The sequence below is a fragment of the Cupriavidus metallidurans CH34 genome, assembly GCF_000196015.1.
Taxonomy (GTDB): Bacteria; Pseudomonadota; Gammaproteobacteria; order Burkholderiales; family Burkholderiaceae; genus Cupriavidus; species Cupriavidus metallidurans.
This window is the reverse complement of sequence record NC_007973.1, coordinates 2,844,105-2,869,924: the sequence shown is the minus strand read 5'-3', so window position 1 is coordinate 2,869,924 and position 25,820 is coordinate 2,844,105. Positions and strand designations below refer to the sequence as shown.

The following is a 25,820-nucleotide window of genomic DNA, read 5'->3' as shown; positions in this document are numbered from 1 at the left end:
GGATCGATCAGACAGTTTCGTGCGGCTGGATAATAGACTCGGCAGCGTCAGCGCTGGCGACACTCGCCCGCGTTGCGGCGCCGTTGGTTTCGGCGGCATCGCTTTCCTGGAGCTGGCGCCACAGGCGTCCCAGGTACGGATCGTCCACGCCATTCGTTGTCAGGCCAAGCAGGGTTTGCTGGAGATACTCGCGCGCCGGGCCATACAGGCCGCAGGCATGGCGCAGGCAGGCCACCACGCGCTCGTCGGGCAGGCGGCCAGCGTAGGCCGAATGCTCGCGGTTCATGACAAAGGCCAGCGCCCGCTGCTCGGGTGCATCCGGCGCGTTGCCGACCCTCACGCGCAGCCAGCGCGGATGATAGGCGCCGGTCAGCATCTCGCGGCGCCACAGCACGCGGAATTCCTGCTCGATCACGTGCCCGGGGATGCGGAATACCATACCGGTGCAGCAACCGCCACGATCCAGGCCGAGCACGAGGCCCGGATTGTCCCACGTGCCCCGATTGATGCGGGAATAGAGATAGAAGCCGCGATGGTAGCCATGCACGGTGGCCAGCCTGCGATCCGTATGGACCACCATCGGATTCCAGATCAGGGAACCATAGCCAAACAGCCAGACATCGCCGTTCAGGCCGGGTGTCTCGGGCCGGGCGCCGAGCGCGTCGCAGAGCGAACGCTCCACATCGGCTTCTGGCAACAACGAGGACGCGACCGGCGTGCTGCACAATGATGTGCGCAGCCTGTCCGATTCGAGGTCCTGTCGTGTAATGGCCATGTCTGACAGCATAATCCAAAGCGCATTGATGCGTCGCAAGGAAACCACAGATGCCAGTAGGGGTGTGTGTACAAGGCAACGGTCGGCAACGGTTTGTTCCAACGGCCTAGTTCTTCCGCCCGCCCCGATCCGGCGGCAAGTCACTACAATAGGGGCCTCATCCTCGGAGATTTTCGGAGAACCGGCAATGGCGCGTACCCTGACCGTAGTGTTCGGCAGTGGCAAGGAATTTGAATTCACGCTGGGCGACAGTGAACTCGCCGCGGTGACCGAGGATGCCGCCTGGCGCTGGTTTGACCGCGAATACGCCGAGCTGGATTGCCAGGCGTCGAGTCCGGTCGGCAAGGTTCTGGTGATCGACAAGATCCTGAACGTGGCGAAGTTCTCTGGCGAGAATCGCTTTGCCACCCATCCGGAATGGGCGCAGGACTATGCCCGGCACGCCGGCCGGCTGCTAGATCGCGACAAGGTGCGTGTGGATGTCGGCAGCGCGGCGATCGGTTTCTGACCGCCCCGGAATAAAGAAAAACCCCGCTTCGGTAACAAAGCGGGGTTTTTTTCTGCCTTCCTGCCGAAGCCGCCTCTTCCGGGGCGGCTTCGTTTTTTCAGGCGGATGTCAGGCGGGTACGCTTGACGGGCTGGTGCAGCGCTGCGACAGATAGGCGCTGAACTCGTCGCGCACCTCGGGGTGCCTGAGGGCGAATTCGACGGTCGCCTTCAGATAGCCGAGCTTGCTGCCGCAGTCGTACCGCACGCCTTTGTAGCGATAGGCCAGCACCTGTTCCTGGTCGAGCATCGACTGGATGGCGTCGGTGAGCTGGATCTCGCCGCCGGCGCCCGGCTTAAGCTCGCGGATATGGTCGAAGATGCGCGGGGTGAGAATGTAGCGACCCACCACGCCCAGGTTCGACGGTGCCTTCTCGGGTGCCGGCTTCTCGACGATGGCGGACATCTTGATCACGCGGTCGTCCCACTCGCGGCCGTCGATCACGCCATACGAGCGGCTTTGCTCGGGCGCGATCTCTTCCACGCCGAGTACCGAGCAGTTGTAGTGGTTGTAGATATCCACCATCTGCTTCATCACGGGCAGGTCCTTGCCACCGTCGAGCAAGTCGTCGGCGAGCATCACGGCAAACGGCGTGTCGCCCACGAGCTTGGCGGCGCAAAGCACCGCGTGGCCCAGACCCAGTGCCTCGGGCTGGCGCACGTAATAGCACTCGACGTTCGCTGGCTTGATCGAACGCACCACATCGAGCAGTGCCTGTTTGTTCTTGGCCTCGAGTTCCGCTTCCAGTTCGTAAGCCTTGTCGAAGTGATCCTCGATGGCGCGCTTGGAGCGCCCGGTGACGAAGATCATCTCGGTAATGCCTGCGGCCATGGCTTCTTCCACGGCGTACTGGATCAGTGGCTTGTCGACCACGGGCAGCATTTCCTTGGGGCTCGCCTTGGTGGCGGGCAGAAACCGGGTGCCTAGCCCTGCAACGGGAAAGACGGCCTTGGTGACGCGGTTTTCCATTTCAGCCTTCCTTGTTTATCCGGAGTGATACCGTGCCGTAACGGTAGGGGTGCCGTCTGTCCGGTTCCGTCCGACGCTGCAGTCGGCACGAAACCGGGGAAGCACTTTTTACGCTCAGGCAGGCAATCGCTGTAGTTGATCCTGAAGCTTGACCAGCGTCTGTTCGAAATCGGACAAACGCTGCGTTTCCTGAGCCACGACGGCCGGCGGTGCCTTGGCGACGAAGCTCTCGTTGGACAGCTTGCCACGGCATTTGCCGATTTCGCCGGAGATACGGTCGATCTCCTTGCCCAGGCGCACGCGTTCAGCAGCCACGTCGATCTCGATCTTGAGAAGCAGGTGGTTGCCGTCGGCGATCGCCACAGGGGCGCCGGCGCCTTCCTTCTGCAGCGTGGCCTCGTCTTCGAACACCTTGACCTCGGAAAGTTTCGCCAGCGCCTGGATTTGCGCCGCCGCTTCCTTCAGGAACGCGCTGTCTCCTTGAGCATAGAGCGGGATGCGCTGGGCCGGCGAGATATTCATCTCGCCGCGCAGGTTGCGGCAGGCGTCGACCACCGACTTGAGGCGGGCCACCCAGGCTTCGGCGGCTTCGTCGATCTTGGCCGCGGCGCTCAGCGGGTAATCCTGCGTGGCGATCGACTCGCTGCCATCGCCCTTGGCACGGCCGGCCAGCGGGGCCACCTTCTGCCACAGTTCCTCGGTGATGAACGGGATGATCGGGTGGGCCAGGCGCAGCACCGTTTCCAGCACGCGCAGCAGCGTGCGGCGCGTGGCGCGTTGCTGGGCTTCGGTCCCGGTCTGGATCTGGACCTTGGCCATCTCCAGGTACCAGTCGCAGTATTCGTCCCAGACGAACTTGTAGATCGCACTGGCGATGTTGTCGAAGCGGTACTCGGCGAAGCCCTTCTCGACTTCCGCTTCCACGCGCTGCAGCAGCGATACGATCCAGCGGTCGGCCTGCGAGAAGTGCAGGTAGCCGTCCGGGCCGCAATCGTTGTTGCACGGGCCCATGCCGCAGTCATGGCCCTCGGTGTTCATCAGCACGAAACGCGTGGCGTTCCAGAGCTTGTTGCAGAAGTTGCGATAGCCCTCGCAACGGCCGGTGTCGAAGTTGATGTTGCGACCCAGCGTGGCCAGCGACGCAAACGTGAAGCGCAGCGCGTCGGCGCCGAATGCGGGAATGCCGTCCGGGAATTCCTTCTTCGTCTTCGATTCGATCTTCGGCGCATCCTTCGGACGACGCAGGCCGGTGGTGCGCTTCTTGAGCAGCGGTTCGAGCGCGATACCGTCGATCAGGTCCACCGGATCGAGCGTGTTGCCCTCGGACTTGCTCATCTTCTTGCCTTCGGAGTCCCGCACCAGGCCGTGCACGTACACGGTGTGGAACGGCACCTTGCCGGTGAAGTGCTTGGTCATCATGACCATGCGCGCCACCCAGAAGAAGATGATGTCGTAGCCGGTCACGAGCACCGACGACGGCAGGAAGTGCTGGATCTCGGGCGTGTTCTCGGGCCAGCCCAGCGACGAGAACGGAACCAGCGCGGACGAGAACCACGTGTCGAGCACGTCTTCCTCGCGGCGCAGCGCGCCGGTGCTGCCGGCGGCCTGGGCCTTCGCGCGTGCCTCCTCTTCGGTGCGCGCCACGAAACAGTTGCCGGCATCGTCGTACCAGGCGGGAATCTGGTGGCCCCACCAGAGCTGGCGGCTGATACACCAGTCCTGGATGTTCGACAGCCACTGGTTGTACGTGCTGATCCAGTTTTCCGGCACGAGCTTGATCTCGCCGCTCTGCACGGCCTCGAGCGCGACTTCGGCGATCGAGCGACCCGGGTTGAATGTGCCTTCCGGGGCCGGCTTGCTCATGGCCACGAACCACTGGTCCGTCAGCATCGGTTCGATCACGCTGCTGGTGCGCTCGCTGCGCGGCACCATCAGCTTGTGCTTCTTGACCTCGCCCAGCAGGCCCTGCGCCTCAAGGTCTGCCACCATCTTCTTGCGCGCGTCGAAGCGATCCATGCCGGCGTAGGCGGCCGGCGCATCGGCGACGATCTTCGCGTCGAGCGTCAGGATCGACAGTTGCGGCAGGTTGTGGCGCTGACCCACGGCGTAGTCGTTGAAGTCGTGGCCCGGGGTCACCTTGACCACACCGGTGCCGAACTCGCGGTCCACGTATTCGTCGGCGATGACCGGGATCTTGCGATCGGTCAGCGGCAGATGTACGAATTTGCCGATCAGGTGGGCGTAGCGCTCATCCTCTGGGTGCACCATCACCGCCGTGTCGCCGAGCATCGTCTCGGGACGGGTGGTAGCCACGGTCAGGTGGGTCAAGCCGCGTACGGTGTCCGGCTCGGCCAGCGGGTAATGGATGTGCCACAGCGAACCGTCTTCCTCGACGCTGTCGACTTCCAGGTCGGACACGGCAGTGCCAAGCACCGGATCCCAGTTCACCAGCCGCTTGCCACGGTAGATCAGGCCTTGCTCATGCAGGCGGACGAACACCTCGGTCACGGCCTTCGACATCTCGGGCGACATCGTGAAGTACTCGCGCGTCCAGTCGATCGACGCGCCCATGCGGCGCACCTGGCGCGTGATCGTCGAGCCCGATTCTTCCTTCCACTCCCAGACCTTCTCGGTGAACTTGGCGCGGCCCAGGTCGTGGCGCGATACACCTTGCGCCTCGAGCTGGCGTTCCACGACGATCTGCGTGGCGATGCCGGCGTGGTCGGTGCCCGGCACCCACAGCGTGTTGGCGCCGCGCATACGTGCATGGCGGGTCAGGCCGTCCATGATTGTCTGGTTGAACGCATGGCCCATGTGCAGCGTGCCGGTCACATTGGGCGGCGGCAGCTGGATGGCGAAATCGGGGCGATTGGCGTCGAACGTGGGCTGGGCAATGCCGCGCCGCTCCCATTCTGGGCCCCATTTCGCCTCGATGGCGGCGGGTTCGAAGCTCTTGGCTAGGGACTGGTCTTCTGCGGTCATGCTGGGATGTCGAGGTGTGCGGGTCAGGGCTCTGGCCGGCAGGCGGATCGGCGCGCCGCGGCATTGGGCCGGGAAAACATCAAATTATAGGGGAGGCGGGGTCCCGGTGCGCATTTCGGCGCCGGAAGGTGGTCCGGGCGAGTGGATGCTGTCGTTGCTGCCAGGACGCGACGGGGGCCATCGGTATAATTGCGGCCTATCCTTCCGGCCCCGCTCCGATGTCCAGTCTGCTCGCCAATCTCAACGCTGAACAACTCGCCGCCGTCACATTACCTGACGAGCCGGCCCTGATCCTGGCCGGTGCGGGCAGTGGCAAGACCCGTGTGCTGACCACGCGGATCGCGTGGCTGATCCAGAACGGCCGTGTGTCCCCGGCCGGCATCCTGGCGGTGACCTTCACGAACAAGGCCGCCAAGGAGATGCAGACCCGGCTGTCGTCGATGTTGCCGATCAACACCCGGGGCATGTGGATCGGCACGTTCCATGGCCTCTGCAACCGGATGCTGCGTGCGCATTTCCGTGACGCCGGCTTGCCCCAGACATTTGCCATCCTGGACTCCCAGGACCAGCTTTCGGCGATCAAGCGGCTGCTCAAGGGGCTGAATGTCGACGACGAAAAGTACCCACCCAAGAATCTCCAGTACTTCATCAACAACGCCAAGGAGCAGGGCCTGCGCCCGGCCGACGTCGAAGCCAATGACGATTTCAATCGTCGCTTCGTCGACCTGTACGCGGCCTACGACGAGCAGTGCCAGCGCGAGGGCGTGGTCGACTTCGCCGAACTGTTGCTGCGCTGCTACGAACTGCTGCGTTACAACGACGCGATCCGCCAGCACTACCAGCACCGTTTCCGCCATGTGCTCGTCGACGAGTTCCAGGACACCAACGTGCTGCAGTACCAGTGGCTCAAGCTGCTTGCCGGCTACGGCTCGGGCAATGCCGCGGCAGTGTTCGCCGTGGGCGACGATGACCAGAGCATCTACGCGTTCCGTGGCGCCAACGTCGGCAATATGCGCGACTTCGAGCAGGAATTCCGCGTTCGCCACCTGATCAAGCTCGAGCAGAACTACCGCTCGCACGGGCATATTCTCGATTCGGCCAACCACCTGATCTCGCACAATGCGCGCCGACTGGGCAAGAACCTGCGCACCGACGCCGGGCACGGCGAGCCGGTGCGCGTGTTCCAGGCAGGTTCGGACGGCCAGGAAGCCTCGTGGATCGTCGAGGAAATCCGCGACCAGATCGCGCAGGGCATGTCGCGCTCGGAGATCGCGATCCTCTATCGCAGCAATGCGCAGTCGCGGGTCATCGAACACGCGCTGTTCTCGTCGGGTATCCCGTACCGGGTGTACGGCGGCCTGCGCTTCTTCGAGCGCGCCGAAGTGAAGCACGCGCTGGCCTACCTGCAGTTGATCGAGAACCCTCGCAATGACGCCGCATTCGGGCGGGTGGTCAATTTCCCCACGCGCGGCATCGGCGCGAAGTCGCTCGAAGTGCTGCAGGACGCAGCGCGGCAGTACAACTGTTCACTGGCCGAAGCCGTGGCCTACGTGCCTGGCAAGGCCGGCAGCTCGTTGGGCGCCTTTATCCGGCTGATCGAGCAGATGCGTGCCGAGACCAGCCGGATGACGCTGGCGCAAACGGTCGAGTACGTGACCAACACCAGCGGCCTGATGACGCATTACCAGACCGAGAAGGAAGGCCAGGACCGCATCGAGAACTTGCAGGAACTGGTGACGGCCGCGCAGGCATTCGTGGTCGAGGAAGGCTACGGGCTCGAGGCGCTGGGCCGCATGCTGCCGGCGAACCGCGATGCCATGCCGGCGCTGGCGCAGGGCGAACAGGACCAGCAGGTGCTGGACCCCGAACAGTTGCCGGTGGTGATGACGCCGCTGGTGGCGTTCCTGACCCATGCATCACTGGAGGCGGGGGACAACCAGGCGCAGGCCGGCCAGGATGCGGTGCAAATGATGACCGTGCACGCGGCCAAGGGGCTCGAGTTCAATGTGGTGTTTATCACCGGGCTCGAGGAAGGCCTGTTCCCGCACGAGAACAGCGCGATGGAAGCCGACGGTCTGGAGGAAGAACGCCGCCTGATGTATGTGGCCATCACGCGCGCGCGGGCACGGCTCTATCTGTCGTTCGCCCAAAGCCGCGTGCTGCACGGCCAGATGCGCTATCACGTGCGGTCGCGCTTCTTCGAGGAGCTTCCCGAGGCTTCGCTGAAGTGGATCACTCCGCAGGGCCAGGCCTATGGTGCCTATGGCTCAGGTAGCGGACGCCAGTCATCTGAGCGCGAAAGCGCTTGGGGCCGTGACTGGTTCAAGCGTGCCGAGGACGTGCCCTATACCGGCGTCAAGCCGACCGGCGGCATGGACACCGGCAAGAACTACGCCGAAGAGAAGCGCGCCGCGGCCACTGGATTCCGCGTGGGCCAGAGCGTGTTCCACAACAAGTTCGGGGAAGGCAAGATCAAGGCGCTGGAAGGCGAGGGCGCCGATGCGCGCGCGAACATCGACTTCAAGCGTCACGGCACCAAGTGGCTGGCGCTGTCGGTGGCGAAGCTGGACGCGATTGATTGAGGAGGGGATTTTCTCCCCACTTCCGCATATGGAAGCGGGGAGAAAAGAGGGTCAGGACTGCGCTACGCTATCGTTTGCCGTCTCACCCGGCGGCGCGATGTTGAAGCAGCCGCGGTACGTCGCGTAGAACGAGCAGTAGAGGATCGCCAGCATCAGCAGCGAGTACGGCGTGATCAGGAACGACAGTACGGTATCCGCGCCGATCGAGGCGAACACTGCCTCGAGGAACAGTGGCACCACCACCAGCAGCAGCGCGAACAGCAGGGCGTAGGTGAAGAACGCGCCACGGTTGCGCCAGCAGGCGGTCCAGCTGAAGAACAGCGCCTTGACGGGCGGCACGCCATGCCAGGCGGCAAGCATCGGCGCGAACCAGAACATCATTGCCACCGGCGTGTACAGCAGCGCGCCGATCAGCAGCGCGTAATACAGTTGCCGTACCGCTTCGCCGGAGGGCTCCTCGCCCTTGAGCACCATCGGCGCCAGTGCACTGATGTCGACCACGGCCGTGGCGATGAAGCTCAGCGCGAACACCAGCACCGCGTAGATACCACCCAGCACAAGCAGGTTGCGGGTGGCCTGTTTCCCGTTCGTGCGGAAGCCCGACAGCAATACCGTGGGCAACACGCGCTTGTTCTGGATGACGTCGCGGCAGGCGGTCATCACGCCCACGGACAGGCCCGGGGTGAACACCAGCAGCGCGATGATGCCGAACAGCGGCACGAAGATCGCCAATTGCGCGGCAATCAGATAGATGAACAACAGCATCAGGAATGCCAGCGGGTTCTTGCGGAACAGCCAGATGCCCTGGCGGAACCAGACGTAGCCTTCCTTGGCGGAAACTTCCAGTAGTTGCATGGCGAATCAGATCCAGGGGAGCGCTGCGGCGTCGTCGATGCGGCGGCGCAGGATGCGTTCGAAGTGGGTCGGATCGTGCGGCTGGAGCATATCGGCCTCGCGCGGCAGGTAGAAATCCCACAGGCGCGATACCCAGAAGCGCAGTGCGCCAGCGCGCAGCATATCTTGCCAGTGCGCCGCCTCCACTGCCGTCAGGGGCCTGACCGCATGATAAGCCCGCAGCATGGCCTGCGCACGTTCCATGTCGATGGTGCCGGTCGCGAGGTCGATGCACCAGTCGTTGACGGTGACGGCCAGGTCGAACAGCCATTTGTCGTCGCCGGCAAAGTAGAAATCGAAGAAGCCGCCGAGCCGGTGGTTGCCGGCGCTGTCAGTGTCGAACAGCGCGTTGTCGCGGAACAGGTCGCAGTGGCAAGGGCCACCCTGCAGCGCGGCGTAGTCACCGCTGCCGAAAAACGCGGTCTGGTGCGCGATTTCCTCGGTCAGCAGCTTGCGCTGCGCGGCATCGAGGAAAGGTGTGATTTCCGGGGTGGTTTGCTGCCACCATGCCAGGCTGCGCAGATTCGGCTGCTTGCGTGGATAGTCCTGGCCGGCGATATGCATGCGCGCCAGCATTGCACCGACTTCGGCGCAATGGTCGGGCTGCGGCGCAAGTTGCGAGGCGCCGGGCAGGCGCGTGACGATGGTCGCCGGCTTGCCCTTCAGTTCGCGCAGGATCTCGCCGTCGCGGGCTGGCATCGGCGCCGGCACGCAGATGCCGTGTCGTGCCAGATGGTCCATCAGGTGCAGGTAATACGGCAGCTGGTCGAATTGCAGCCGTTCAAAGATCGTCAGTACGTACTCACGTGTGACGCCATCCTGCTCCATGGTCAGGAAAAAGTTGCTGTTCTCGATGCCCGAGGCAATGCCGCGCAGCGCGCGCACTTCGCCAAGGTCATAGTCAAGCAGCCAGCGGGCGATCTCGTCCTGCGAGACCGTGGTGAAAACGGCCATACTGTTCTGTTGGTGCAATTCGGGACGCGACGAACCGAGGGCGGATGGCAATGGCGGTTCGCCGCCGCGGCATCACTGCCGGAGGGCCGGCGCGACCTTCGCCAGGCGCGGGCGCCCGGCGAGGATCGTGGGTAAAAAGACAATCAGGATAACGGGAAAGGCTGCCGTATCAGAACTTCAGGTTCACGGACGGCACGCGGTTCACGTCATGGTCACGAATCTTGGGCGAGCTGTCTTCGGGCTTGCTCATTTCGTACTTGGTGCCGAAACCGGACTGAACCTGGATATCGGTGGCCCGACCCTTGTTGCGGTACTCGGTCACCTGCGTGCCATCGCGCTCGCGCAGCACGAAGCTCGGCTCGCGCGGTTTGTTGATCTCGCTCTTCGCGGCAGGGGCGATCGGTTGGTTGTTGATTTCGTTCAGTTCCTGCTGGGTCAGCGCATTGCTTTCCGCGTTGTCCTGGGCCACGGCATGGGTGGTCACAGTCAGTGCAAGCGCGGCTGCGGCAAGCGCAAGAAGGTAGCCATGACGGCCAATGGCCGTCGGGACATTGGCGAGCCTGGCACCCGTATGCGAAGGGGAAGTCATCTGGGGCTCCTGTGCGTGCGGGCCGGCAGCCCAGCGACGCGGATTTGGCCTGCAAGGACCCGACGGTGCCGGATCCGGCAGGAGAATGCTTCCATTCTAGCAATTCCTGTCGGTTCCGGGCCGCTCTCGTGCCCTAGCGTCCACCCGCCAGCTTCGCCGACGGGCGTCCATGCCTTACAGATAGAACATTTCTTCCTTGGGCGGAATCGGATGCTCTCCGCCGCGCTTTTCGTAGTACTCGTAGACGGCTTCGAGCACTTCCTGTGGCTCGTCGACGATCTTCATCAGGTCCAGGTCGTGCTCGGCGATCAGGCCCATCGGCAGCAGCGTGAAACGGAACCAGTCGAGCAGGCCCTTCCAGAAGCGGCTGCCGTACATCACCACGGGCACGGAACGAGACTTGCCGGTTTGTACCAGCGTCAGCACTTCGGCCAGTTCGTCCAGGGTGCCGAAGCCGCCTGGCATGACGATGAATGCATCCGAATTCTTCACGAACGTGACCTTGCGCGTGAAGAAGTGGCGGAACCGCATGGCGATGTCCTGGTACGGATTGCCCTGCTGCTCGTGGGGCAATTCGATATTCAGGCCGACACTGGCGGACTTGCCCGCGTGCGCGCCCTTGTTGGCCGCTTCCATGATGCCGGGGCCGCCGCCGGAGATGACGGCAAAGCCGGCATCCGAGAACAGACGGGCGATTTCGATGGTCTTCTGGTAGTAAGGCGAGTCCTCGCGCAGGCGCGCGCTGCCGTAGATCGAGACGGCCGGGCGGATCTCCGAAAGGTACTCGGTCGCCTCGATGAACTCTGCCATAATCGTGAACATTTGCCACGAGGCGCGCGCCTTTTTCGCAGTGGCGCGGTCTTCGTCGGCCAGCGCGCGCAGGCTTGGAATCATCTTGCGCGGATTCGAGCGCGCTGCCGCATCGCGTGCGGCAGCCTCCTGCTCGTCGGGGCCTTTGCCTGCCTCGGCGGCATCGGCCATGGCGGCAATGGCAGCAGCATGTGCGGCCGTTTTCTCGGCCCGCTGGTCTGCCTTGTTACCGGCAACGTCAGCAGTGTCTGTAGCGGCAAGGGGGGCGGCGTCAGCACCGCCTGCGGGGGCACCAGTCAATTTTGAGTCCATGGGAATGTCGGATAGTCCAAAAACACTCTTGCTCGTCGATGGATCGAGCTATCTATATCGCGCGTATCACGCTCTGCCGGACCTGAGGAATGGCGAAGGTCTGCCCACGGGGGCAATCTACGGCATGATCAATATGCTGCGCAAGCTGCGCAATGATTACCCGGCACAGTATATCGCCTGTGTGTTCGACGCCAAGGGCAAGACGTTCCGGGATGACATGTATCCGGCATACAAGGAGCATCGCCCGTCGATGCCCGAGGACCTCGCGAAGCAGATCGAGCCGATCCACGAGGCCGTGCGCGCGCTTGGCTGGCCGATCGTGGTCGTGGAAGGCGTGGAGGCCGACGACGTGATCGGCACGCTCGCGCTCCAGGCGTCGCAGCAGGGCGTGAACACGGTCGTTTCTACGGGCGACAAGGATCTTGCGCAGCTCGTCAATGACACCGTCACGTTGGTCAACACCATGAGCGGCGAGGTTCTCGACCCGCCGGGCGTGGTGGCGAAGTTTGGCGTGCCGCCCGAGCGCATCGTCGACTACCTGTCGCTGATCGGTGACGCCGTGGACAACGTGCCCGGCGTGCCGAAGGTCGGTCCGAAGACCGCGGTCAAATGGCTGACCGAATACGGCACGCTGGACGACATCATGGGTAACGCCGAGAAGATCAAGGGCGTGGTAGGCGAGAATCTGCGCAACACGCTCGAATGGCTCCCGCGCGCGCGGGAACTGGTCACGGTCAAGACCGATTGCGACCTGAGCGGTGCCGTTGCCGATTTCCAGGCGCTGCACGACCTTGGCGAAGACAAGGAAAAGCTGATCGCGTTCTTCCAGCGCTACGGATTCAAGTCGTGGCTGCGCGAGGCAACCGGTGAGTCGCTGCCGAACGCACGCGCGGCAGCGCGCGCGGTGCCGAAGGCCGCGCCGGCGCAGGGTGGGCTGTTCGATGCGCCGGCGCAAGCCGACGCCCCAGCCGAAGATGTGCCCCCGGCCGAGATCCGCTACGAGACCGTGACCACCGAGGCCGCGCTCGATGAATGGCTGCGCAAGATCGCCGATGCGCCGATCGTCGCCATCGATACCGAAACGACCTCGCTCGATCCGATGCTGGCGCAGCTCGTCGGCATCTCGCTGTCCGTCGAGCCGGGCGCGGCTGCCTATATTCCCGTGGCGCATCGCGGCCCGGACGTCGCGGGTCTCGAGAACCATGGCCAGCTCTCGCGCGAGTACGTGCTCGAGCGTATGCGCGGATGGCTCGAGGATCCGGCGCGTCCGAAGCTCGGTCAGCACCTGAAGTACGACTCGCACGTGTTTGCCAACCACGGCGTAGCGCTGCGCGGCATCGCGCATGACACGATGCTGGAAAGCTATGTGCTGGCTTCGTACCGCAATCACGGCATGGACAGCCTGGCCGAGCGCTTGCTGAGCCTGAAGACGATCACGTACGAGGAAGTTTGTGGCAAGGGCGCGAACCAGATCGGCTTCGACCAGATCGACCTGCCGCGCGCCACCGAATATGCGGCCGAGGATGCCGACGTGACACTGCGCCTGCATCGCAAGATGCAGCCGCAGCTCGAGGCATCGGAAGGGCTGAAGTACGTCTACGAACAGATTGAGATCCCGGTCTCGGTGGTGCTGCAGAAGATCGAGCGCAACGGCGTGCTGATCGATGCCGACCGCCTGGCCGCGCAGAGCGCCGAGCTGGGTCTACGCATGATGGACCTCGAGCGTGCCGCGCACGATGCGGCGGGCCAGCCGTTCAATCTCGGATCGCCGAAGCAGATCGGCGAGATCCTGTTCAACCAGATGAAGCTGCCGGTGGTCAAGAAGACCGCCAGCGGCGCGCCGTCGACCGATGAAGAGGTGCTGCAGAAGCTGGCGGACGACTATCCGCTGCCCAAGCTGCTGCTGGACTACCGGGGCCTGTCGAAGCTGAAGTCCACCTACACGGACAAGCTGCCGAAGATGGTCAACCCGAATACCGGGCGCGTGCATACGAGCTACGGGCAGGCCACTGCGGTGACGGGTCGCCTCGCATCGACCGATCCGAACCTGCAGAACATTCCGGTGCGCACCGAGGAAGGTCGCCGCATTCGCGAGGCGTTCATCGCCGCGCCCGGCAACGTGATCGTCTCGGCCGACTATTCGCAGATCGAACTGCGCATCATGGCGCATATCTCGGGCGACGAGAACCTGCTGCGCGCGTTCGCCAATGGCGAGGATATTCACCGTGCCACGGCTGGCGAAATCTTTGGCGTCGAGCGCGAGGCCGTCAGCAGCGAGCAGCGCCGCTATGCGAAGGTGATCAACTTCGGTCTGATCTATGGCATGAGCGCGTTCGGCCTGGCCAGCAACCTTGGCATCGAGCGCGAGGCGGCCAAGCACTATATCGACCGCTACTTCATGCGTTACCCCGGCGTGGCGCACTACATGGAGCAGACGCGCCAGACGGCGCGCGAGCAGGGCTATGTCGAGACTGTGTTCGGCCGCCGCCTCTGGCTGCCGGACATCAACGGCGGCAATGGCCCGCGCCGTCAGGCCGCAGAACGCGCGGCCATCAACGCGCCGATGCAGGGCACCGCGGCCGATCTGATCAAGCTGTCGATGATCGCCGTGCAGGACTGGCTCGAAGGCGAGCGTCTCGGCACGCGCCAGATCATGCAGGTGCATGATGAACTGGTGCTCGAAGTGCCGCAGGCCGAACTCGAACTTGTCCGCGTGAAGCTGCCCGAGCTGATGTGCGCGGTGGCCACCCTCAATGTGCCGCTGGTTGCCGAAGTGGGTAGTGGCGCGAACTGGGAAGAGGCCCACTGATCCTCGCGAATAGGATGTCCTCAACGCGATGCCGATGTATGCATAAGAGTACTGATTGAAGCGACTGCGGAAGGCTTGTCAGGGGTGCTGCTCTGCAGCACACTGGCAACAATGAACGCATTTGCGGTACATCAAGAAATGCTGCAAGAACATCGGCTTCGCGGCGCAAGACGACAATAGAAAGTCGCCGACGAGGCCTGCCGGTTTTCAAATTGAAAACATCGGGTAGACCATGAGTCACGCATACGACAAAGAGGACAGCACGCAGAGGGAGGCGGCAACCGTAAGTACTCAGCCCCGCACGGTGGCACGATCGGAGAAGCAGGCACACCGGATCATCGTGGTCGGTGGCGGAGCCGGCGGGCTCGAGCTTGTCACGCGGTTGGGCGACAAGCTTGGCAAGTCCGGCACGGCGCAGGTGACGCTGGTCGACCGCTCGCCCACGCACATCTGGAAGCCGCTGCTGCACGAGGTGGCGGCGGGCAGCATGGACCCGAACACGCATCAGCTCGAGTACGTGGCCCAGGCGCGTTGGCACTACTTCGAGTTCCAGCAAGGCGAACTGACCGGCATCGACCGGGAGCGCAAGCTTGTGAAGGTGGCGGCGTGCCTCGATCAGGATGGCGCGGAATTGCTGCCTGCCCGGGAATTGCCGTATGACACGCTCGTGCTCGCCATCGGTTGCGTCACGCATTTCTTCGGTGTGCCTGGAGCAGCCGAGAACGCGATCGCGCTCGATACGGTCGATCAGGCAGAGCGCTTCCGGCGCAAGCTGATTGCCGCGTGCGTGCGCGCGCAGAACGGCCGGGGCCGAGTCGGGGAGGATGGCCGCCCACGGGTCGACGTGGCGATCATCGGCGCCGGCGCGACGGGGGTGGAACTGTCAGCGGAGTTGCGCAATACAGCGCACGTGCTCAATGCGTACGGGCTGCACCAGCTCGATCCGCGTCGCGACGTACGCATCCATATCGTCGAGGCGGGCCCGCGCATCCTGCCGGCGCTGACGGAGCGTGTATCGGCCGAGACAACCAAGCTGCTGCGCAAGCTCGATGTCGACGTGTTCACTTCGGAGCGCGTGACCGAAGTCACGAAGGACGCCGTGCTGACTGCCAGCGGCAAGCATGTCGATGCCGATCTGACGGTGTGGGCGGCGGGTATTACCGCGCCGGGTGTGCTGCGCACGCTCGGCCTGCCGGTCAGCAAGATGGGCCAGATCGTCGTGGGCCCGACGCTGCAGTGCGAGACGGATCCGGACATCTTCGCGTTCGGCGATTGCGCTGCCGCGCCGTGGCCCGAGAAGCAGACCACAGTGCCGCCGCGCGCTCAGGCCGCGCACCAGCAGGCAACATTCCTCTATGACGCGATTCGCGCGCGGCTGGCTGGCAAGCCGCTGCCGAAGTTCGGCTTCAAGGACTTCGGCTCGCTGGTGTCGTTGGGCCACTTCAGCGCCGTGGGCAGTCTGATGGGTGGCCTGATCGGTGGTTCGATGTTCATCGAGGGGCTGTTCGCGCGCTTCATGTACACGTCGCTGTACCGGATGCATGTACTGGCGCTGCATGGGGCCATTGGCATGGGGCTGGACACCATCACGCACTGGCTGCGCAGCAAGACCAGCCCGCGCGTGAAGCTGCACTAGGCGCAGCGGGCGGAGGCCGGCGCCGCGCGGGATGCGTGCCGCCGGCCCCACTTGGTCCAGGATTGCTTAGAATTGGCGGCGATGTCTGCATCACTTACCTGATTTCCCGTGATCAAGGAGACCGCCCCATGCTGAAGCCCGAAGTCGAAAGCCTCGTTCCCGGTCAGACGTTCGACCGCCGCAGTTTCGTCAAGACCGCACTCGGATCGGCTTTCGCGGCCGCCGTGCTGCCGGTCCACGCCACGACCATCAAGACTGATTTCAAGGGCCTGACGGCTGGCGAGGTTACGGTCGAGTCGAATGGTTTCAAGATGCCGGTCTACCGCGCACAGCCCGAAGGCAAGACAAACCTGCCGGTGGTGCTGGTGATCAGCGAGATCTTCGGTGTGCACGAACACATCGCGGATATCTGCCGCCGCTTCGCCAAGCTGGGCTATCTGGCGATCGCGCCCGAGCTGTTCGCGCGTCAGGGCGACCCGAGCAGCTACGGCACGATCCAGGAGTTGCAGGCCAATATCATCCAGAAGGTGCCCGACGCCCAAGTGATGGGCGATCTCGACGCCTGCGTGACCTGGGCCGGCGCCAACGGTGGCGACCTGAGCCGTCTGGCCATTACCGGGTTCTGCTGGGGAGGTCGCATTACGTGGCTTTACACGGCACACAACAATCGCGTGAAGGCCGGTGTGGCGTGGTACGGGCAGCTTGTAGGCGAGCCGACAGCGCTCAAGCCGCGCAATTCGGTCGATATCGTCAACGAACTCGATGCGCCGGTGCTGGGTCTGTATGGCGGCAAGGACACTGGCATTACGCAGGAGCAAGTGGAACGGATGAAGGCTGCGCTGGCCGCTTCTTCCAATCCGAACGCCAAGGCGTCGCGGTTCGTGGTCTACCCGGAAGCCGGGCACGCGTTCAACGCCGACTATCGCGCCAGCTATGTCGAGTCGGCTGCCAAGGACGGCTGGCAACGCTGTCTCGACTGGCTCCGTCAACACAAGGTCGCCTGACCTGACTCGCCGGAAGGGCCATCATGTCCATCTGGCCCTTCCGGCGTTACGGTCATTGCAAAGACTGTGCGGACGTACGTACAATGCCGCTTTCACGTTTTTGCAACATTGTTGCGTTAATCGGTGGCGCCTGCCCGACTCCGGGCGGACACCGGTTCCGGGGAGCCCATCATCCATTCCACGCTTCTGTACATCCTGCTGGCCGCGACGATCTCGGGCGTCGGCAGCATTTTTGGCGCGGCGCTGCTCTCGCTGACCGTCGCGTCGCGCGTGGTGGAGCGCATGGTGAGCTTTTCAGTCGGGGTGCTGCTGGCCACCGCGCTGCTGCATTCGCTGCCCGAGGCCTTCGAATCCGGTGCTGATACGCGTGCGCTGTTCGGCACATTGCTGGCGGGACTTCTCGGCTTCTTCCTGCTGGAGAAGATCTCGCTGCTGCGTCATTCGCATCACCACGAGGGCGACGGGCATCATCACCATCACGGGCATGACCGCGAGGAAGCGGGGCGCAGCGGCCTGACGATCCTGGTGGGCGATACCTTCCACAACTTTGCCGACGGCATCGTGATTGCTGCCGCATTCCTTGCCAATCCGCATATCGGCATCGTCACTGCGCTGGCGATCGCCGCACACGAAATCCCGCAGGAAGTGGGCGACTTCATCGTGCTGCTGAATGCCGGGTTCTCGAAGGCGCGCGCGTTTGCGTTCAACCTGCTGTCGAGCCTGGCGGCCATCATCGGCGGGCTGGTCGGATATTTTCTGCTCGACCAGCTCACGGGCTGGATTCCGTACGTGCTGGTGATCGCGTCGAGCAGCTTCCTCTACATTGCCGTGAGCGATCTGATGCCGCAGATGCAGCGCAAGCCGCGACTCAAGGAGTCGGCGGTGCAGGTGGTGTTGGTGGCGGCCGGCATTGCGGCCATCGTTTTCATCACGAATGGCGTGCACGAGCAACACGGGCATCGCCACTCGCGCACCGCCGCCGGGGTGACATCGAACTGATGTCGCTGGCGGGAATTCCGGCTTAGCTGCCGGTGGCGACTGGCCGCTTCGGGTCAGCGCACCACTCGCTCCATGAGCCCGGATAGAGCGCCGCGCCGGTCAGGCCGGCGACTTCCAATGCCAGAAGATTGTGGCAGGCCGTGACGCCCGAGCCGCACTGCATCACCGTCTGCGCCGGGGCCTTGCCCGTGAACACCTGTCCGAAGTCGGCGCGCAATTGATCGGCCGGCTTGAAGTAGCCGTCAGCCGTCAGGTTGTCCTTGAAGAAACGATTGGCGGCGCCGGGAATATGGCCGCCCACCGGGTCGAGCGTTTCGTTTTCGCCGCGGAAGCGGTCCGCGGCGCGGGCATCGACGACCAGCAGCGAAGGCTGGCTCAGGTTCGCCACCAGCGCGTCGGCATCCACGGTCTTCACCAGCGACGCACGGCGCATCAGGTTACCGCCGATCTCCGGCTCGGCCGTTGCGCCATGCTCCAGCGGCAACCCGGCCGCCACCCACGCATTGCGTCCGCCATCGAGCACGAGCGCCGCGGCATGGCCGATCCAGCGCAGCATCCACCAGAGCCGTGCGGCATACATGCTGCCTTGTCCGTCATAGGCCACGACCAGCGTATCGTCATCGACGCCCAGCACGCGCAGGCGCGCTGCGAACAGTTCGGCATCAGGCAGCGGGTGGCGACCGCTGAGGCCCGTCTTCGGTCCGGAGAGTTCGTTGTCGAGGTGGAGGTAATACGCGCCGGGGATATGGCCTTGTTGATAGCTATCGCGGCCGGCGGCGGGGTTGGTCAGGTCGAACGAGCAGTCGAAGACGACTACGCGCGGCTTGCCGGCGGCGCGCAGTTGGTCGAGTTCGGTGGCGGTGATCAGCGGAGTCGGCATGAAAGTCCTGTCTGCGTTGCGTGTCGGAACATGCCGCCAATGCTACACCGGCCTACACCTCCGGATGCACCTCGGCCTCGAGTGACTTGACCGGGGTGGCCGGCGTGGGGTGTTTGTCTGTGGCGCGTGCGCGCGTGAGCGTGGTGGCGATGCCGCTGGCTACGATCAGTGCCATGCCTAGCCACGAGATCCAGTTGAGCTTGTCGCTCCACACCAGGATGCCCCACAGGCTGGAAAACACGATGCCCGCGTACTGCAGGTTGGCGGTCAGCAACGTGTTGCCGCGCTTGTAGGCGCGCGTCATCGACGTCTGGCCAAGCGTGGCGAGGATGCCGATCGCCAGGAGCAGGCCCGCGCTATGCCACGTGTGCGGGCTCACGCCGGTAAAGAGCATCCAGACCAGGCCGCAAACCAGCCCCACGGCCGAGAAATAGAACACGATGCGGCCTTCCGGCTCGCCCAGTTGGCCGAGTTGGCGCACTTCGACATAGGCCAGCGCCGTGAACACGCCCGAGATCAGGCCGATCAGGCCGCCAGTGAGTTGGTCCTGGCCAACCGAGGGTTGCAGCAGACAGATCACGCCCGCAAACGACAGCAGGATCGCGCCGATCAGCTTGCGGTCCGCCGCCCCGGCCGTGCCGGCAAGCGCGGCGCTGGCGCCGAGGATCAGCGCGATCCAGACCGGCGACATGTAATTGAGCGTCATGGCCGTGGCCAGCGGCAGCATCGAGATCGAGGTGAACCAGAGCAGCAGCGCGGTCACGCCGAACACGCTGCGCTTGATGTGAGTGGCCATGTGCGGCGTGCTCACCGGCACTCCGCGCGAGGCCAGCATGATCCACATGATCGTCACGCCGATGAGGCTGCGATAGAAGACGATCTCGCCCGTGGTGTAGAACTCGGCCGCCAGCTTGACACCCACCCCCATCAACGAGAACGAGAAGGCGGCGAACAACATCCAGAGCGATTGCATGATGGCGGGTGAGGGCGAGGGGGCGGAACGGAGGCGTGTGCCGGTGTCGACACGGCGCCAAAGGCGGGCAAACCGTTGTAAAAGCAACGAATAAGAGACGGATTCTAGCAGTGCTCCGGCGGCCGCACCAATGCAAACGGACCGCTCTCGCGGTCCGTTTGCTGGCATCCACCGATAACGGGCGATCAGCGCACGCCTGTTATCTGCTGTAGTCCATCACGCGGCGGTACCACTCGTGGAAGTGCTGCATGCCGTCTTCCATCGGAGACTGGTAGGGGCCGGTCTCGCTGATACCGCGCTTCATCAGCGCCAGGCGGCCGGCGTCCATTCGCTCGGCGATCTCGTCGTCCTCGATGCACGTTTCCATATAGGCAGCGCGCTCGGCCTCGACGAACTCGCGTTCGAACAGCGCGATTTCCTCGGGGTAGTAGAACTCGACGATATTGCGCGTCTTGCGCGGGCCCAACGGGTGCAGCGTCGAAATGCACAGCACATTCGGGTACCACTCCACCATGATGTTGGGGAAGTAGGTCAGCCAGATCGCGCCGTGCTTCGGCAGTTGCCCGTTGTTGAAGCGCAACACAGCCTCGTGCCACTTCTCGTACGTAGGGCTGCCCGGGCGCTTCAGGCCAGCATGCAGGCCCACGGTCTGCACGCTATGCCAGTCGCCGAATTCCCACTTGAGGTCGTCGCAGGAGACAAAGCTGCCCAAGCCCGGGTGGAACGGCACGACGTGATAGTCCTCCAGATAGACCTCGATGAAGGTCTTCCAGTTGTAATCACAGTCGTGGACTTCCACGTGGTCGAGCTTGTAACCGTCGAAGTTCAGGTCCTGCGCCACGCCGAGCTTTGCCAGGTCGGCGCGCACGTCGCGCTTGCCCTCAAACAGCAGGCCGTTCCAGTTCTGCAGCGGCGAGCGGTTCAGGTGCGTGCAGGGCTGCTTCTCGAAGTGCGGCGCGCCGAGCAGGCCACCCTTGAGGTCGTATGTCCAGCGATGCAGCGGGCAGACGATGTTCCTGGCATTGCCGCGGCCGTTGAGCATGATGGCTTGGCGATGGCGGCACACGTTCGACAGCAGCTCGATGCCGTCAGGGTTGCGCACCAGCATACGGCCTTCGTCCTCGGCGGCCAGCGTCTGAAAGTCGCCGGTCTCCGGCACCATCAGTTCGTGGCCGACGTAGCCGGGGCCATTCTTGAACAGCAGTTCCAGTTCTTGTTGATGCAGTGCCTCGTCAAAGTAGACATTTACGGGCAACTGCGAATCAGCCGGCGCCAGCTTGAGCGCGGTGCTGAGATTGGACATTATCCCCACTCCCTATAACAGGCGAAAGCAGTGAACAACCCAACCATCGAAATATGAATCGATTTGGGAAACCGTGTCAGACGAGCCGGATCCGGCCAGGTTCCCCGGGGTTGGTGATGGGGAAAATGTGCCCGCCGACACACCGCGTATGAGCGGTCATGTTGGTGCGGACGCAACGGCGCGGAACTCGCTGACGAGCCCGGGATTGTACCCGAGCCAAAAAGTTAAGGGCCTGATTTTTTTGCCTTTTTAGCGAAAAAGTCGACCCGGGTCGTCATGGAGGTGCCCTTTCGGGCGCATTCCGAATGACGACCCGGCCGCACACGTCACTTCCCTGTCAAAACCCGGTGCTAGGCAGATATCCATGTGGTCGGTGTGGCTATTGCGCCGGTCAGGCGATTCTGCGACCAAGCTCAGGATTGGCGTAAAATCCCGGATTCCCCTGATGAAGGCCTGACATGCCAAGAACCACGACCGCCCCGGTCCAGCCTGAAGATACGCCGGCCGCCAGCGTGCCGCCGGCTTCCTATGAGGCCGCGATGGCCGAGCTGGAAACGCTGGTGGCGAGCATGGAAAGCGGCGATCTGCCGCTCGAGGCATCGCTTGCCGCCTACCGCCGTGGTGCCGAGCTGGTGCGCTTTTGCCAGCAGAGCCTGGAGCGCGTGGCGCAGCAGGTCAAGGTACTCGAAGGTGACGCACTGAAGCCGCTAGCCGGCGAGTCGCGCACCCAGAACAACGCAGACAGCAACAGCGCAGATTTCGAATGAGCGATTTCGCCACTTGGATGCGGGCGCAGGGCGCCCGCACCGAAGCCGCTTTGGAAGCGGCCCTACCTTCCACGGACACAATTCCATACACCCTCCATGAGGCGATGCGCTATGCTGTGCTCGGCGGTGGCAAGCGTGTGCGCCCCCTGTTAGTGCACGCTGCGGGCGAGGTGGTCGGTGCGACACCCGAGGCCTGCGACGCCGCAGCATGCGCCGTCGAGATGATTCACGCCTATTCGCTGGTCCACGACGACATGCCCTGCATGGACGACGACGATCTGCGCCGCGGACGCCCCACGGTCCACAAGGCCTATGACGAGGCCACGGCCCTGCTGGTCGGTGACGCGCTGCAGAGCCAGGCGTTTATCGTGCTGGCCCAGACCCCGGCTCTGGCTGCGGAAGCGCGCCTGAAAGTGGTGGCGGAACTGGCCGTGGCATCGGGCTCGATAGGCATGTGCGGTGGACAAGCCATCGACCTCCAGAACGTTGGCAAGGCCATGACCCGCGAGGCGCTCGAAGGCATGCACCGCATGAAGACCGGCGCCCTGTTGCGCGCCAGCGTGCGCATGGGTGCGTTGTGCGGAAACATCGACCAGGCCGGCCTTGTGGCGCTTGATCGATATGCCGCGGCCGTGGGATTGGCGTTCCAGGTCGTGGACGATATTCTCGACGTCACTGCCGACACGGCAACGCTTGGCAAGACGGCGGGCAAGGATGCCGCGAACGACAAGCCGACCTACGTATCGCTGCTTGGCCTGGATGCCGCACGCGAGCTGGCTGCCCAGCTTCGCACCGACGCCCACGAGGCGCTGGAGGGATTCGGCACACGCGCTGGCCGGCTCGCCGAACTGGCCGACCTGATCGTGCTGCGCTCAAACTGAACTGAAAAGCCGGACGCACAGAATCCGGCGGCCGAACGGACACCATGACCTACACGCTGCTCAATAAAATCGACGACCCCGCGGACCTGCGCAAGCTGGACCGTCGCCAGCTCGACACGCTGGCCGAGGAACTCCGCGCCTACGTGCTCGAATCGGTCTCGCAAACCGGCGGGCACCTGTCGTCCAACCTCGGCACGGTGGAGCTGACGATCGCGCTGCACTATGTCTTCGACACACCGAACGATCGCGTGGTCTGGGACGTGGGTCACCAGAGCTATCCCCACAAGATCCTGACTGGCCGCCGCGACCGCATGTCGACGCTGCGCCAGTACGGTGGCATCTCCGGCTTCCCGCGCCGTGCCGAGAGCGAGTACGACACTTTCGGTACTGCGCATTCGTCGACGTCGATTTCCGCGGCGCTGGGCATGGCGCTCGGTGCCCGTACCCGGGGCGAGAAGCGCGTGGGTATTGCCGTGATCGGCGATGGCGCGATGACCGCCGGCATGGCTTTCGAAGCCATGAACAATGCGGGCGTCTACAAGGACCTGCCGATGCTGGTGGTGCTGAACGACAACGACATGTCGATCTCCCCGCCGGTGGGCATGTTGAACAAGCACCTGGCGCGCCTGATGTCGGGCCAGTTCTACGCGGCCACCAAGAAGGGCATCGAGAAGGTGCTGTCGGTGGCGCCGCCGGTGCTCGAATTCGCCAAGCGCCTGGAAGAACATGCCAAGGGCATGGTCGTGCCGGCCACGCTGTTCGAAGAATTCGGTTTCGACTACGTCGGCCCGATCGACGGCCACGACCTCGAGTCGCTGGTCCCGACGCTGCAGAACATCCGCCAGCGCGCGCTGGAAGGCCACGGCCCGCAGTTCCTGCACGTGGTGACCAAGAAGGGCCAGGGCTACAAGCTGGCCGAGGCCGATCCGATCCTCTACCACGGCCCGGGCAAGTTCAATCCGGCCGAGGGTATCCGTCCGTCGGCCAAGCCGTCGCGCAAGACCTACACGCAGGTGTTTGGCGAGTGGCTGTGCGACATGGCCGCCGCCGACAAGCGTCTGATCGGCGTGACGCCGGCCATGCGCGAAGGCTCGGGCATGGTCGAGTTCGAAAAGCGCTTCCCGGACCGCTACTACGACGTCGGTATCGCAGAGCAGCACGCGGTGACCTTCGCCGGCGGCCTGGCCTGTGAGGGCCTGAAGCCGGTTGTGGCGATCTACTCGACGTTCCTGCAACGTGGTTACGACCAGCTTATTCACGACGTGGCGCTGCAGAACCTGCCAGTGGTGTTCGCGCTGGACCGCGCTGGTCTGGTGGGCGCCGATGGTGCCACGCACGCCGGTGTGTACGACATCCCGTTCCTGCGCTGCATCCCGAACATGATGGTGATGGTGCCGGCAGACGAGAACGAGTGCCGTCAGTTGCTGACGACCGCGTTCCAGCAGGACTGCCCGACCGCCGTGCGCTATCCGCGCGGCGCCGGCGTCGGCGTGGCCACGCAGCCCGAACTGACCGCGCTGCCGGTGGGCAAGGGCGAGATCCGCCGCGAAGGCCATGCCCGCGCAGGTCAGCGTGTGGCGATCATGGCGTTCGGTTCGATGGTGCATCCGGCCCTGACCGCGGCTGAGCAACTCGATGCCACGGTGGCCAACATGCGTTTCGTGAAGCCGCTCGATGTGGAGCTGGTCAAACAACTGGCCGCCAATCACGACTTCCTGGTCACGGTGGAAGAGGGCGCCACGATGGGCGGTGCCGGTAGCGCCGTGCTCGAGGCGCTGGCCGAGGCGGGTATCGAACTGCCGACGTTGGTGCTGGGCCTGCCCGACAAGTTCATCGACCATGGCGATCCGGCGCATCTGCTGTCGCTGTGCGGCCTCGATGCGGCCGGCATCGAGCGTTCGGTGCGCGAGCGCTTCAGCCTGACGGCGCAACCGGTCAAGGTGGCGAGCGTGGCCTGACGCCATTCGACACAGGTCATACGCGGTACTGAAAACCGGCGCGGCAACCCCGCGCCGGTTTGTTTTTGGGCGCGCGGGAATGGCATTTTTCTGCAGCGCGGCGGCATTATCCGCATGAAATATGCGGATTCACGGCGGGCAGAAACATGACTGGCCAATATCCCGTAAAATCGCCTTTCCGTTTTTGTGTTCGCAGCTGCGGGCCGGCGCCCCCATCCAGCCTGGACCCGTCGTTTCACACTCGTTGCGCGGCGTAGAGATGTTCTGCGAAATCGCCGCGACCGTAAGGACGGCCGCGCCCCCTTTGTCGGCCTCCTGGAGGAAACCGTAGATGAATGACATCAATCCCGCCTTCGTCATGCCCGACGTACAGTCGAGCGTCGATACCCGCCAGATCGTGATCCAGCGCGTCGGCGTGAAGGGTGTGCGATATCCGCTGACGCTGAAGACGCCTGCCGGCGCAGTGGGCACGGTCGGTACGTTCAATATGGACGTGCGCCTGCCGGCCGACCAGAAGGGCACGCACATGTCGCGCTTCGTGGCGCTGCTCGAGGAAAACCGCGCGCCACTGGACCTGGCCGCTTTCCGCGCGCTGGTCGACGACATGCTGGTTCGCCTGGAAGCCGATGCGGGCCGTATCGAAGTGTCGTTCCCGTACTTCATCACGAAGACCGCGCCGGTGTCGGGCGTGCAGTCGTTGCTGGACTACGAAGTCACGCTCGTGGCCGAGGCGCGTGACGGCCAGACACGCATGTTCATGACCGCTCTGGTGCCGGTGACGAGCCTGTGCCCGTGCTCGAAGAAGATCTCGCAGTACGGCGCGCACAACCAGCGCTCGCATATCACGATGCGCGTGGAGCTTGCCGGTGACCTCGATGTCGAGGCGCTGGTGCGCATGGCCGAGGAAGAGGCATCGTGCGAACTGTGGGGCCTGCTCAAGCGCCCCGACGAGAAGTTCGTGACCGAGCGTGCCTACGAGAATCCGAAGTTCGTGGAAGACCTGGTGCGCGATATCGCGATGCGGCTGAACGCCGACGATCGTATCGTCGCATACACGCTGGAAGCCGAGAATTTCGAATCGATCCACAATCACAGCGCCTATGCTGTGATCGAGCACGACAAGCGGCATCAGTAACAGTCGCTAGTTTTTCGCCCCTCGCCCACGTGTGGGAGAGGGGCGCATTGCCGCATCAAAC

Annotated in this window: 20 protein-coding genes; 10 read left to right on the top strand and 10 right to left on the bottom strand. The window is 64.0% G+C overall.

Annotation, left to right across the window (positions count from 1 at the left end; genetic code table 11):
- Window positions 1-7: 7 nt before the first annotated feature.
- On the bottom strand, window positions 8-775 hold the full coding sequence (locus RMET_RS13235) for a gamma-glutamylcyclotransferase (RefSeq protein WP_008649807.1): 768 nt from the start codon (window positions 773-775) through the stop codon (window positions 8-10).
- 187 nt (window positions 776-962) lie between these two features.
- Between RMET_RS13235 and RMET_RS13230 the strand changes: the two genes are divergently transcribed.
- Window positions 963-1,283, top strand: coding sequence for a hypothetical protein (locus RMET_RS13230; RefSeq protein ID WP_008649808.1), 321 nt, complete (start codon window positions 963-965; stop codon window positions 1,281-1,283).
- A gap of 108 nt (window positions 1,284-1,391) precedes the next feature.
- Here RMET_RS13230 and galU read toward each other — a convergent pair whose 3' ends face one another.
- Entirely contained in the window at window positions 1,392-2,291 is a 900-nt protein-coding gene (gene galU / locus RMET_RS13225; RefSeq protein WP_011517207.1) for a UTP--glucose-1-phosphate uridylyltransferase GalU, read from the bottom strand.
- Window positions 2,292-2,405: 114 nt separating this feature from the next.
- Window positions 2,406-5,273: a valine--tRNA ligase gene (locus tag RMET_RS13220; protein WP_011517206.1), complete on the bottom strand. Its 2,868-nt coding sequence runs from the start codon at window positions 5,271-5,273 to the stop codon at window positions 2,406-2,408.
- Between the two features lie 218 nt (window positions 5,274-5,491).
- Between RMET_RS13220 and RMET_RS13215 the strand changes: the two genes are divergently transcribed.
- Entirely contained in the window at window positions 5,492-7,855 is a 2,364-nt protein-coding gene (locus RMET_RS13215; protein ID WP_011517205.1) for a UvrD-helicase domain-containing protein, read from the top strand.
- Between the two features lie 51 nt (window positions 7,856-7,906).
- On the opposite strand, the gene RMET_RS13210 is transcribed toward RMET_RS13215, so the two are convergent.
- The 4 genes from RMET_RS13210 to RMET_RS13195 form a co-directional block, all read right to left on the bottom strand.
- Window positions 7,907-8,710: a BPSS1780 family membrane protein gene (locus RMET_RS13210; protein ID WP_011517204.1), complete on the bottom strand. Its 804-nt coding sequence runs from the start codon at window positions 8,708-8,710 to the stop codon at window positions 7,907-7,909.
- Window positions 8,711-8,716: 6 nt separating this feature from the next.
- The gene (locus tag RMET_RS13205; protein WP_011517203.1) at window positions 8,717-9,703 is read right to left on the bottom strand and encodes a homoserine kinase; all 987 of its coding nucleotides are present in this window, start codon (window positions 9,701-9,703) and stop codon (window positions 8,717-8,719) included.
- 169 nt (window positions 9,704-9,872) lie between these two features.
- Complete coding sequence (locus RMET_RS13200) at window positions 9,873-10,292, bottom strand: DUF2782 domain-containing protein (RefSeq protein ID WP_008649820.1); 420 nt, start codon at window positions 10,290-10,292, stop codon at window positions 9,873-9,875.
- A gap of 174 nt (window positions 10,293-10,466) precedes the next feature.
- On the bottom strand, window positions 10,467-11,273 hold the full coding sequence (locus tag RMET_RS13195; protein ID WP_017514685.1) for an LOG family protein: 807 nt from the start codon (window positions 11,271-11,273) through the stop codon (window positions 10,467-10,469).
- 145 nt (window positions 11,274-11,418) lie between these two features.
- Here RMET_RS13195 and polA point away from each other — a divergent pair, with 145 nt between their 5' ends.
- The 4 genes from polA (at window position 11,419) to RMET_RS13175 (ending at window position 17,862) form a co-directional block, all read left to right on the top strand.
- The gene (gene polA / locus RMET_RS13190; protein WP_011517202.1) at window positions 11,419-14,223 is read left to right on the top strand and encodes a DNA polymerase I; all 2,805 of its coding nucleotides are present in this window, start codon (window positions 11,419-11,421) and stop codon (window positions 14,221-14,223) included.
- Window positions 14,224-14,455: 232 nt separating this feature from the next.
- Window positions 14,456-15,859 (top strand): NAD(P)/FAD-dependent oxidoreductase, encoded by a 1,404-nt coding sequence (locus tag RMET_RS13185; RefSeq protein ID WP_011517201.1) that lies wholly within the window; start codon window positions 14,456-14,458, stop codon window positions 15,857-15,859.
- Window positions 15,860-15,987: 128 nt separating this feature from the next.
- Entirely contained in the window at window positions 15,988-16,863 is an 876-nt protein-coding gene (locus RMET_RS13180) for a dienelactone hydrolase family protein (protein WP_011517200.1), read from the top strand.
- A 123-nt stretch (window positions 16,864-16,986) separates the two neighbouring features.
- The gene (locus RMET_RS13175) at window positions 16,987-17,862 is read left to right on the top strand and encodes a ZIP family metal transporter (RefSeq protein ID WP_011517199.1); all 876 of its coding nucleotides are present in this window, start codon (window positions 16,987-16,989) and stop codon (window positions 17,860-17,862) included.
- A gap of 22 nt (window positions 17,863-17,884) precedes the next feature.
- Here the strand turns inward: RMET_RS13175 and RMET_RS13170 are convergent, their stop codons facing one another.
- From RMET_RS13170 to RMET_RS13160, 3 genes are all read right to left on the bottom strand, one after another.
- Window positions 17,885-18,742, bottom strand: a complete 858-nt coding sequence (locus tag RMET_RS13170; RefSeq protein WP_011517198.1) for a sulfurtransferase — start codon at window positions 18,740-18,742, stop codon at window positions 17,885-17,887.
- A gap of 52 nt (window positions 18,743-18,794) precedes the next feature.
- Window positions 18,795-19,715, bottom strand: coding sequence for a DMT family transporter (locus RMET_RS13165; protein ID WP_008649840.1), 921 nt, complete (start codon window positions 19,713-19,715; stop codon window positions 18,795-18,797).
- A gap of 199 nt (window positions 19,716-19,914) precedes the next feature.
- Entirely contained in the window at window positions 19,915-21,018 is a 1,104-nt protein-coding gene (locus tag RMET_RS13160) for an aromatic ring-hydroxylating oxygenase subunit alpha (protein ID WP_011517197.1), read from the bottom strand.
- A gap of 458 nt (window positions 21,019-21,476) precedes the next feature.
- Here RMET_RS13160 and RMET_RS13155 point away from each other — a divergent pair, with 458 nt between their 5' ends.
- From RMET_RS13155 to folE2, 4 genes are all read left to right on the top strand, one after another.
- Window positions 21,477-21,785 (top strand): exodeoxyribonuclease VII small subunit, encoded by a 309-nt coding sequence (locus RMET_RS13155; RefSeq protein WP_008649843.1) that lies wholly within the window; start codon window positions 21,477-21,479, stop codon window positions 21,783-21,785.
- The gene (locus RMET_RS13150; RefSeq protein ID WP_011517196.1) at window positions 21,782-22,666 is read left to right on the top strand and encodes a polyprenyl synthetase family protein; all 885 of its coding nucleotides are present in this window, start codon (window positions 21,782-21,784) and stop codon (window positions 22,664-22,666) included. Before RMET_RS13155 ends, RMET_RS13150 begins: the two co-directional genes overlap by 4 nt.
- Before the next feature lie 44 nt (window positions 22,667-22,710).
- Complete coding sequence (gene dxs, locus RMET_RS13145; protein WP_011517195.1) at window positions 22,711-24,624, top strand: 1-deoxy-D-xylulose-5-phosphate synthase; 1,914 nt, start codon at window positions 22,711-22,713, stop codon at window positions 24,622-24,624.
- Between the two features lie 331 nt (window positions 24,625-24,955).
- Window positions 24,956-25,759, top strand: a complete 804-nt coding sequence (folE2, locus tag RMET_RS13140) for a GTP cyclohydrolase FolE2 (RefSeq protein WP_008649847.1) — start codon at window positions 24,956-24,958, stop codon at window positions 25,757-25,759.
- Window positions 25,760-25,820: the final 61 nt, after the last annotated feature.

Coding starts and splice junctions, on each gene's coding strand:
- RMET_RS13200 (WP_008649820.1), bottom strand. CDS start 10,292: ATGACTTCCCCTTCGCATACGGGTGCCAGGCTCGCCAATGTCCCGACG.
- RMET_RS13235 (WP_008649807.1), bottom strand. CDS start 775: ATGGCCATTACACGACAGGACCTCGAATCGGACAGGCTGCGCACATCA.
- galU (WP_011517207.1), bottom strand. CDS start 2,291: ATGGAAAACCGCGTCACCAAGGCCGTCTTTCCCGTTGCAGGGCTAGGC.
- RMET_RS13165 (WP_008649840.1), bottom strand. CDS start 19,715: ATGCAATCGCTCTGGATGTTGTTCGCCGCCTTCTCGTTCTCGTTGATG.
- RMET_RS13215 (WP_011517205.1), top strand. CDS start 5,492: ATGTCCAGTCTGCTCGCCAATCTCAACGCTGAACAACTCGCCGCCGTC.
- RMET_RS13205 (WP_011517203.1), bottom strand. CDS start 9,703: ATGGCCGTTTTCACCACGGTCTCGCAGGACGAGATCGCCCGCTGGCTG.
- RMET_RS13195 (WP_017514685.1), bottom strand. CDS start 11,273: ATGGCCGATGCCGCCGAGGCAGGCAAAGGCCCCGACGAGCAGGAGGCT.
- dxs (WP_011517195.1), top strand. CDS start 22,711: ATGACCTACACGCTGCTCAATAAAATCGACGACCCCGCGGACCTGCGC.
- RMET_RS13220 (WP_011517206.1), bottom strand. CDS start 5,273: ATGACCGCAGAAGACCAGTCCCTAGCCAAGAGCTTCGAACCCGCCGCC.
- RMET_RS13180 (WP_011517200.1), top strand. CDS start 15,988: ATGCTGAAGCCCGAAGTCGAAAGCCTCGTTCCCGGTCAGACGTTCGAC.
- folE2 (WP_008649847.1), top strand. CDS start 24,956: ATGAATGACATCAATCCCGCCTTCGTCATGCCCGACGTACAGTCGAGC.
- RMET_RS13210 (WP_011517204.1), bottom strand. CDS start 8,710: ATGCAACTACTGGAAGTTTCCGCCAAGGAAGGCTACGTCTGGTTCCGC.
- RMET_RS13150 (WP_011517196.1), top strand. CDS start 21,782: ATGAGCGATTTCGCCACTTGGATGCGGGCGCAGGGCGCCCGCACCGAA.
- RMET_RS13185 (WP_011517201.1), top strand. CDS start 14,456: ATGAGTCACGCATACGACAAAGAGGACAGCACGCAGAGGGAGGCGGCA.
- RMET_RS13230 (WP_008649808.1), top strand. CDS start 963: ATGGCGCGTACCCTGACCGTAGTGTTCGGCAGTGGCAAGGAATTTGAA.
- RMET_RS13160 (WP_011517197.1), bottom strand. CDS start 21,018: ATGTCCAATCTCAGCACCGCGCTCAAGCTGGCGCCGGCTGATTCGCAG.
- RMET_RS13170 (WP_011517198.1), bottom strand. CDS start 18,742: ATGCCGACTCCGCTGATCACCGCCACCGAACTCGACCAACTGCGCGCC.
- RMET_RS13155 (WP_008649843.1), top strand. CDS start 21,477: ATGCCAAGAACCACGACCGCCCCGGTCCAGCCTGAAGATACGCCGGCC.
- polA (WP_011517202.1), top strand. CDS start 11,419: ATGTCGGATAGTCCAAAAACACTCTTGCTCGTCGATGGATCGAGCTAT.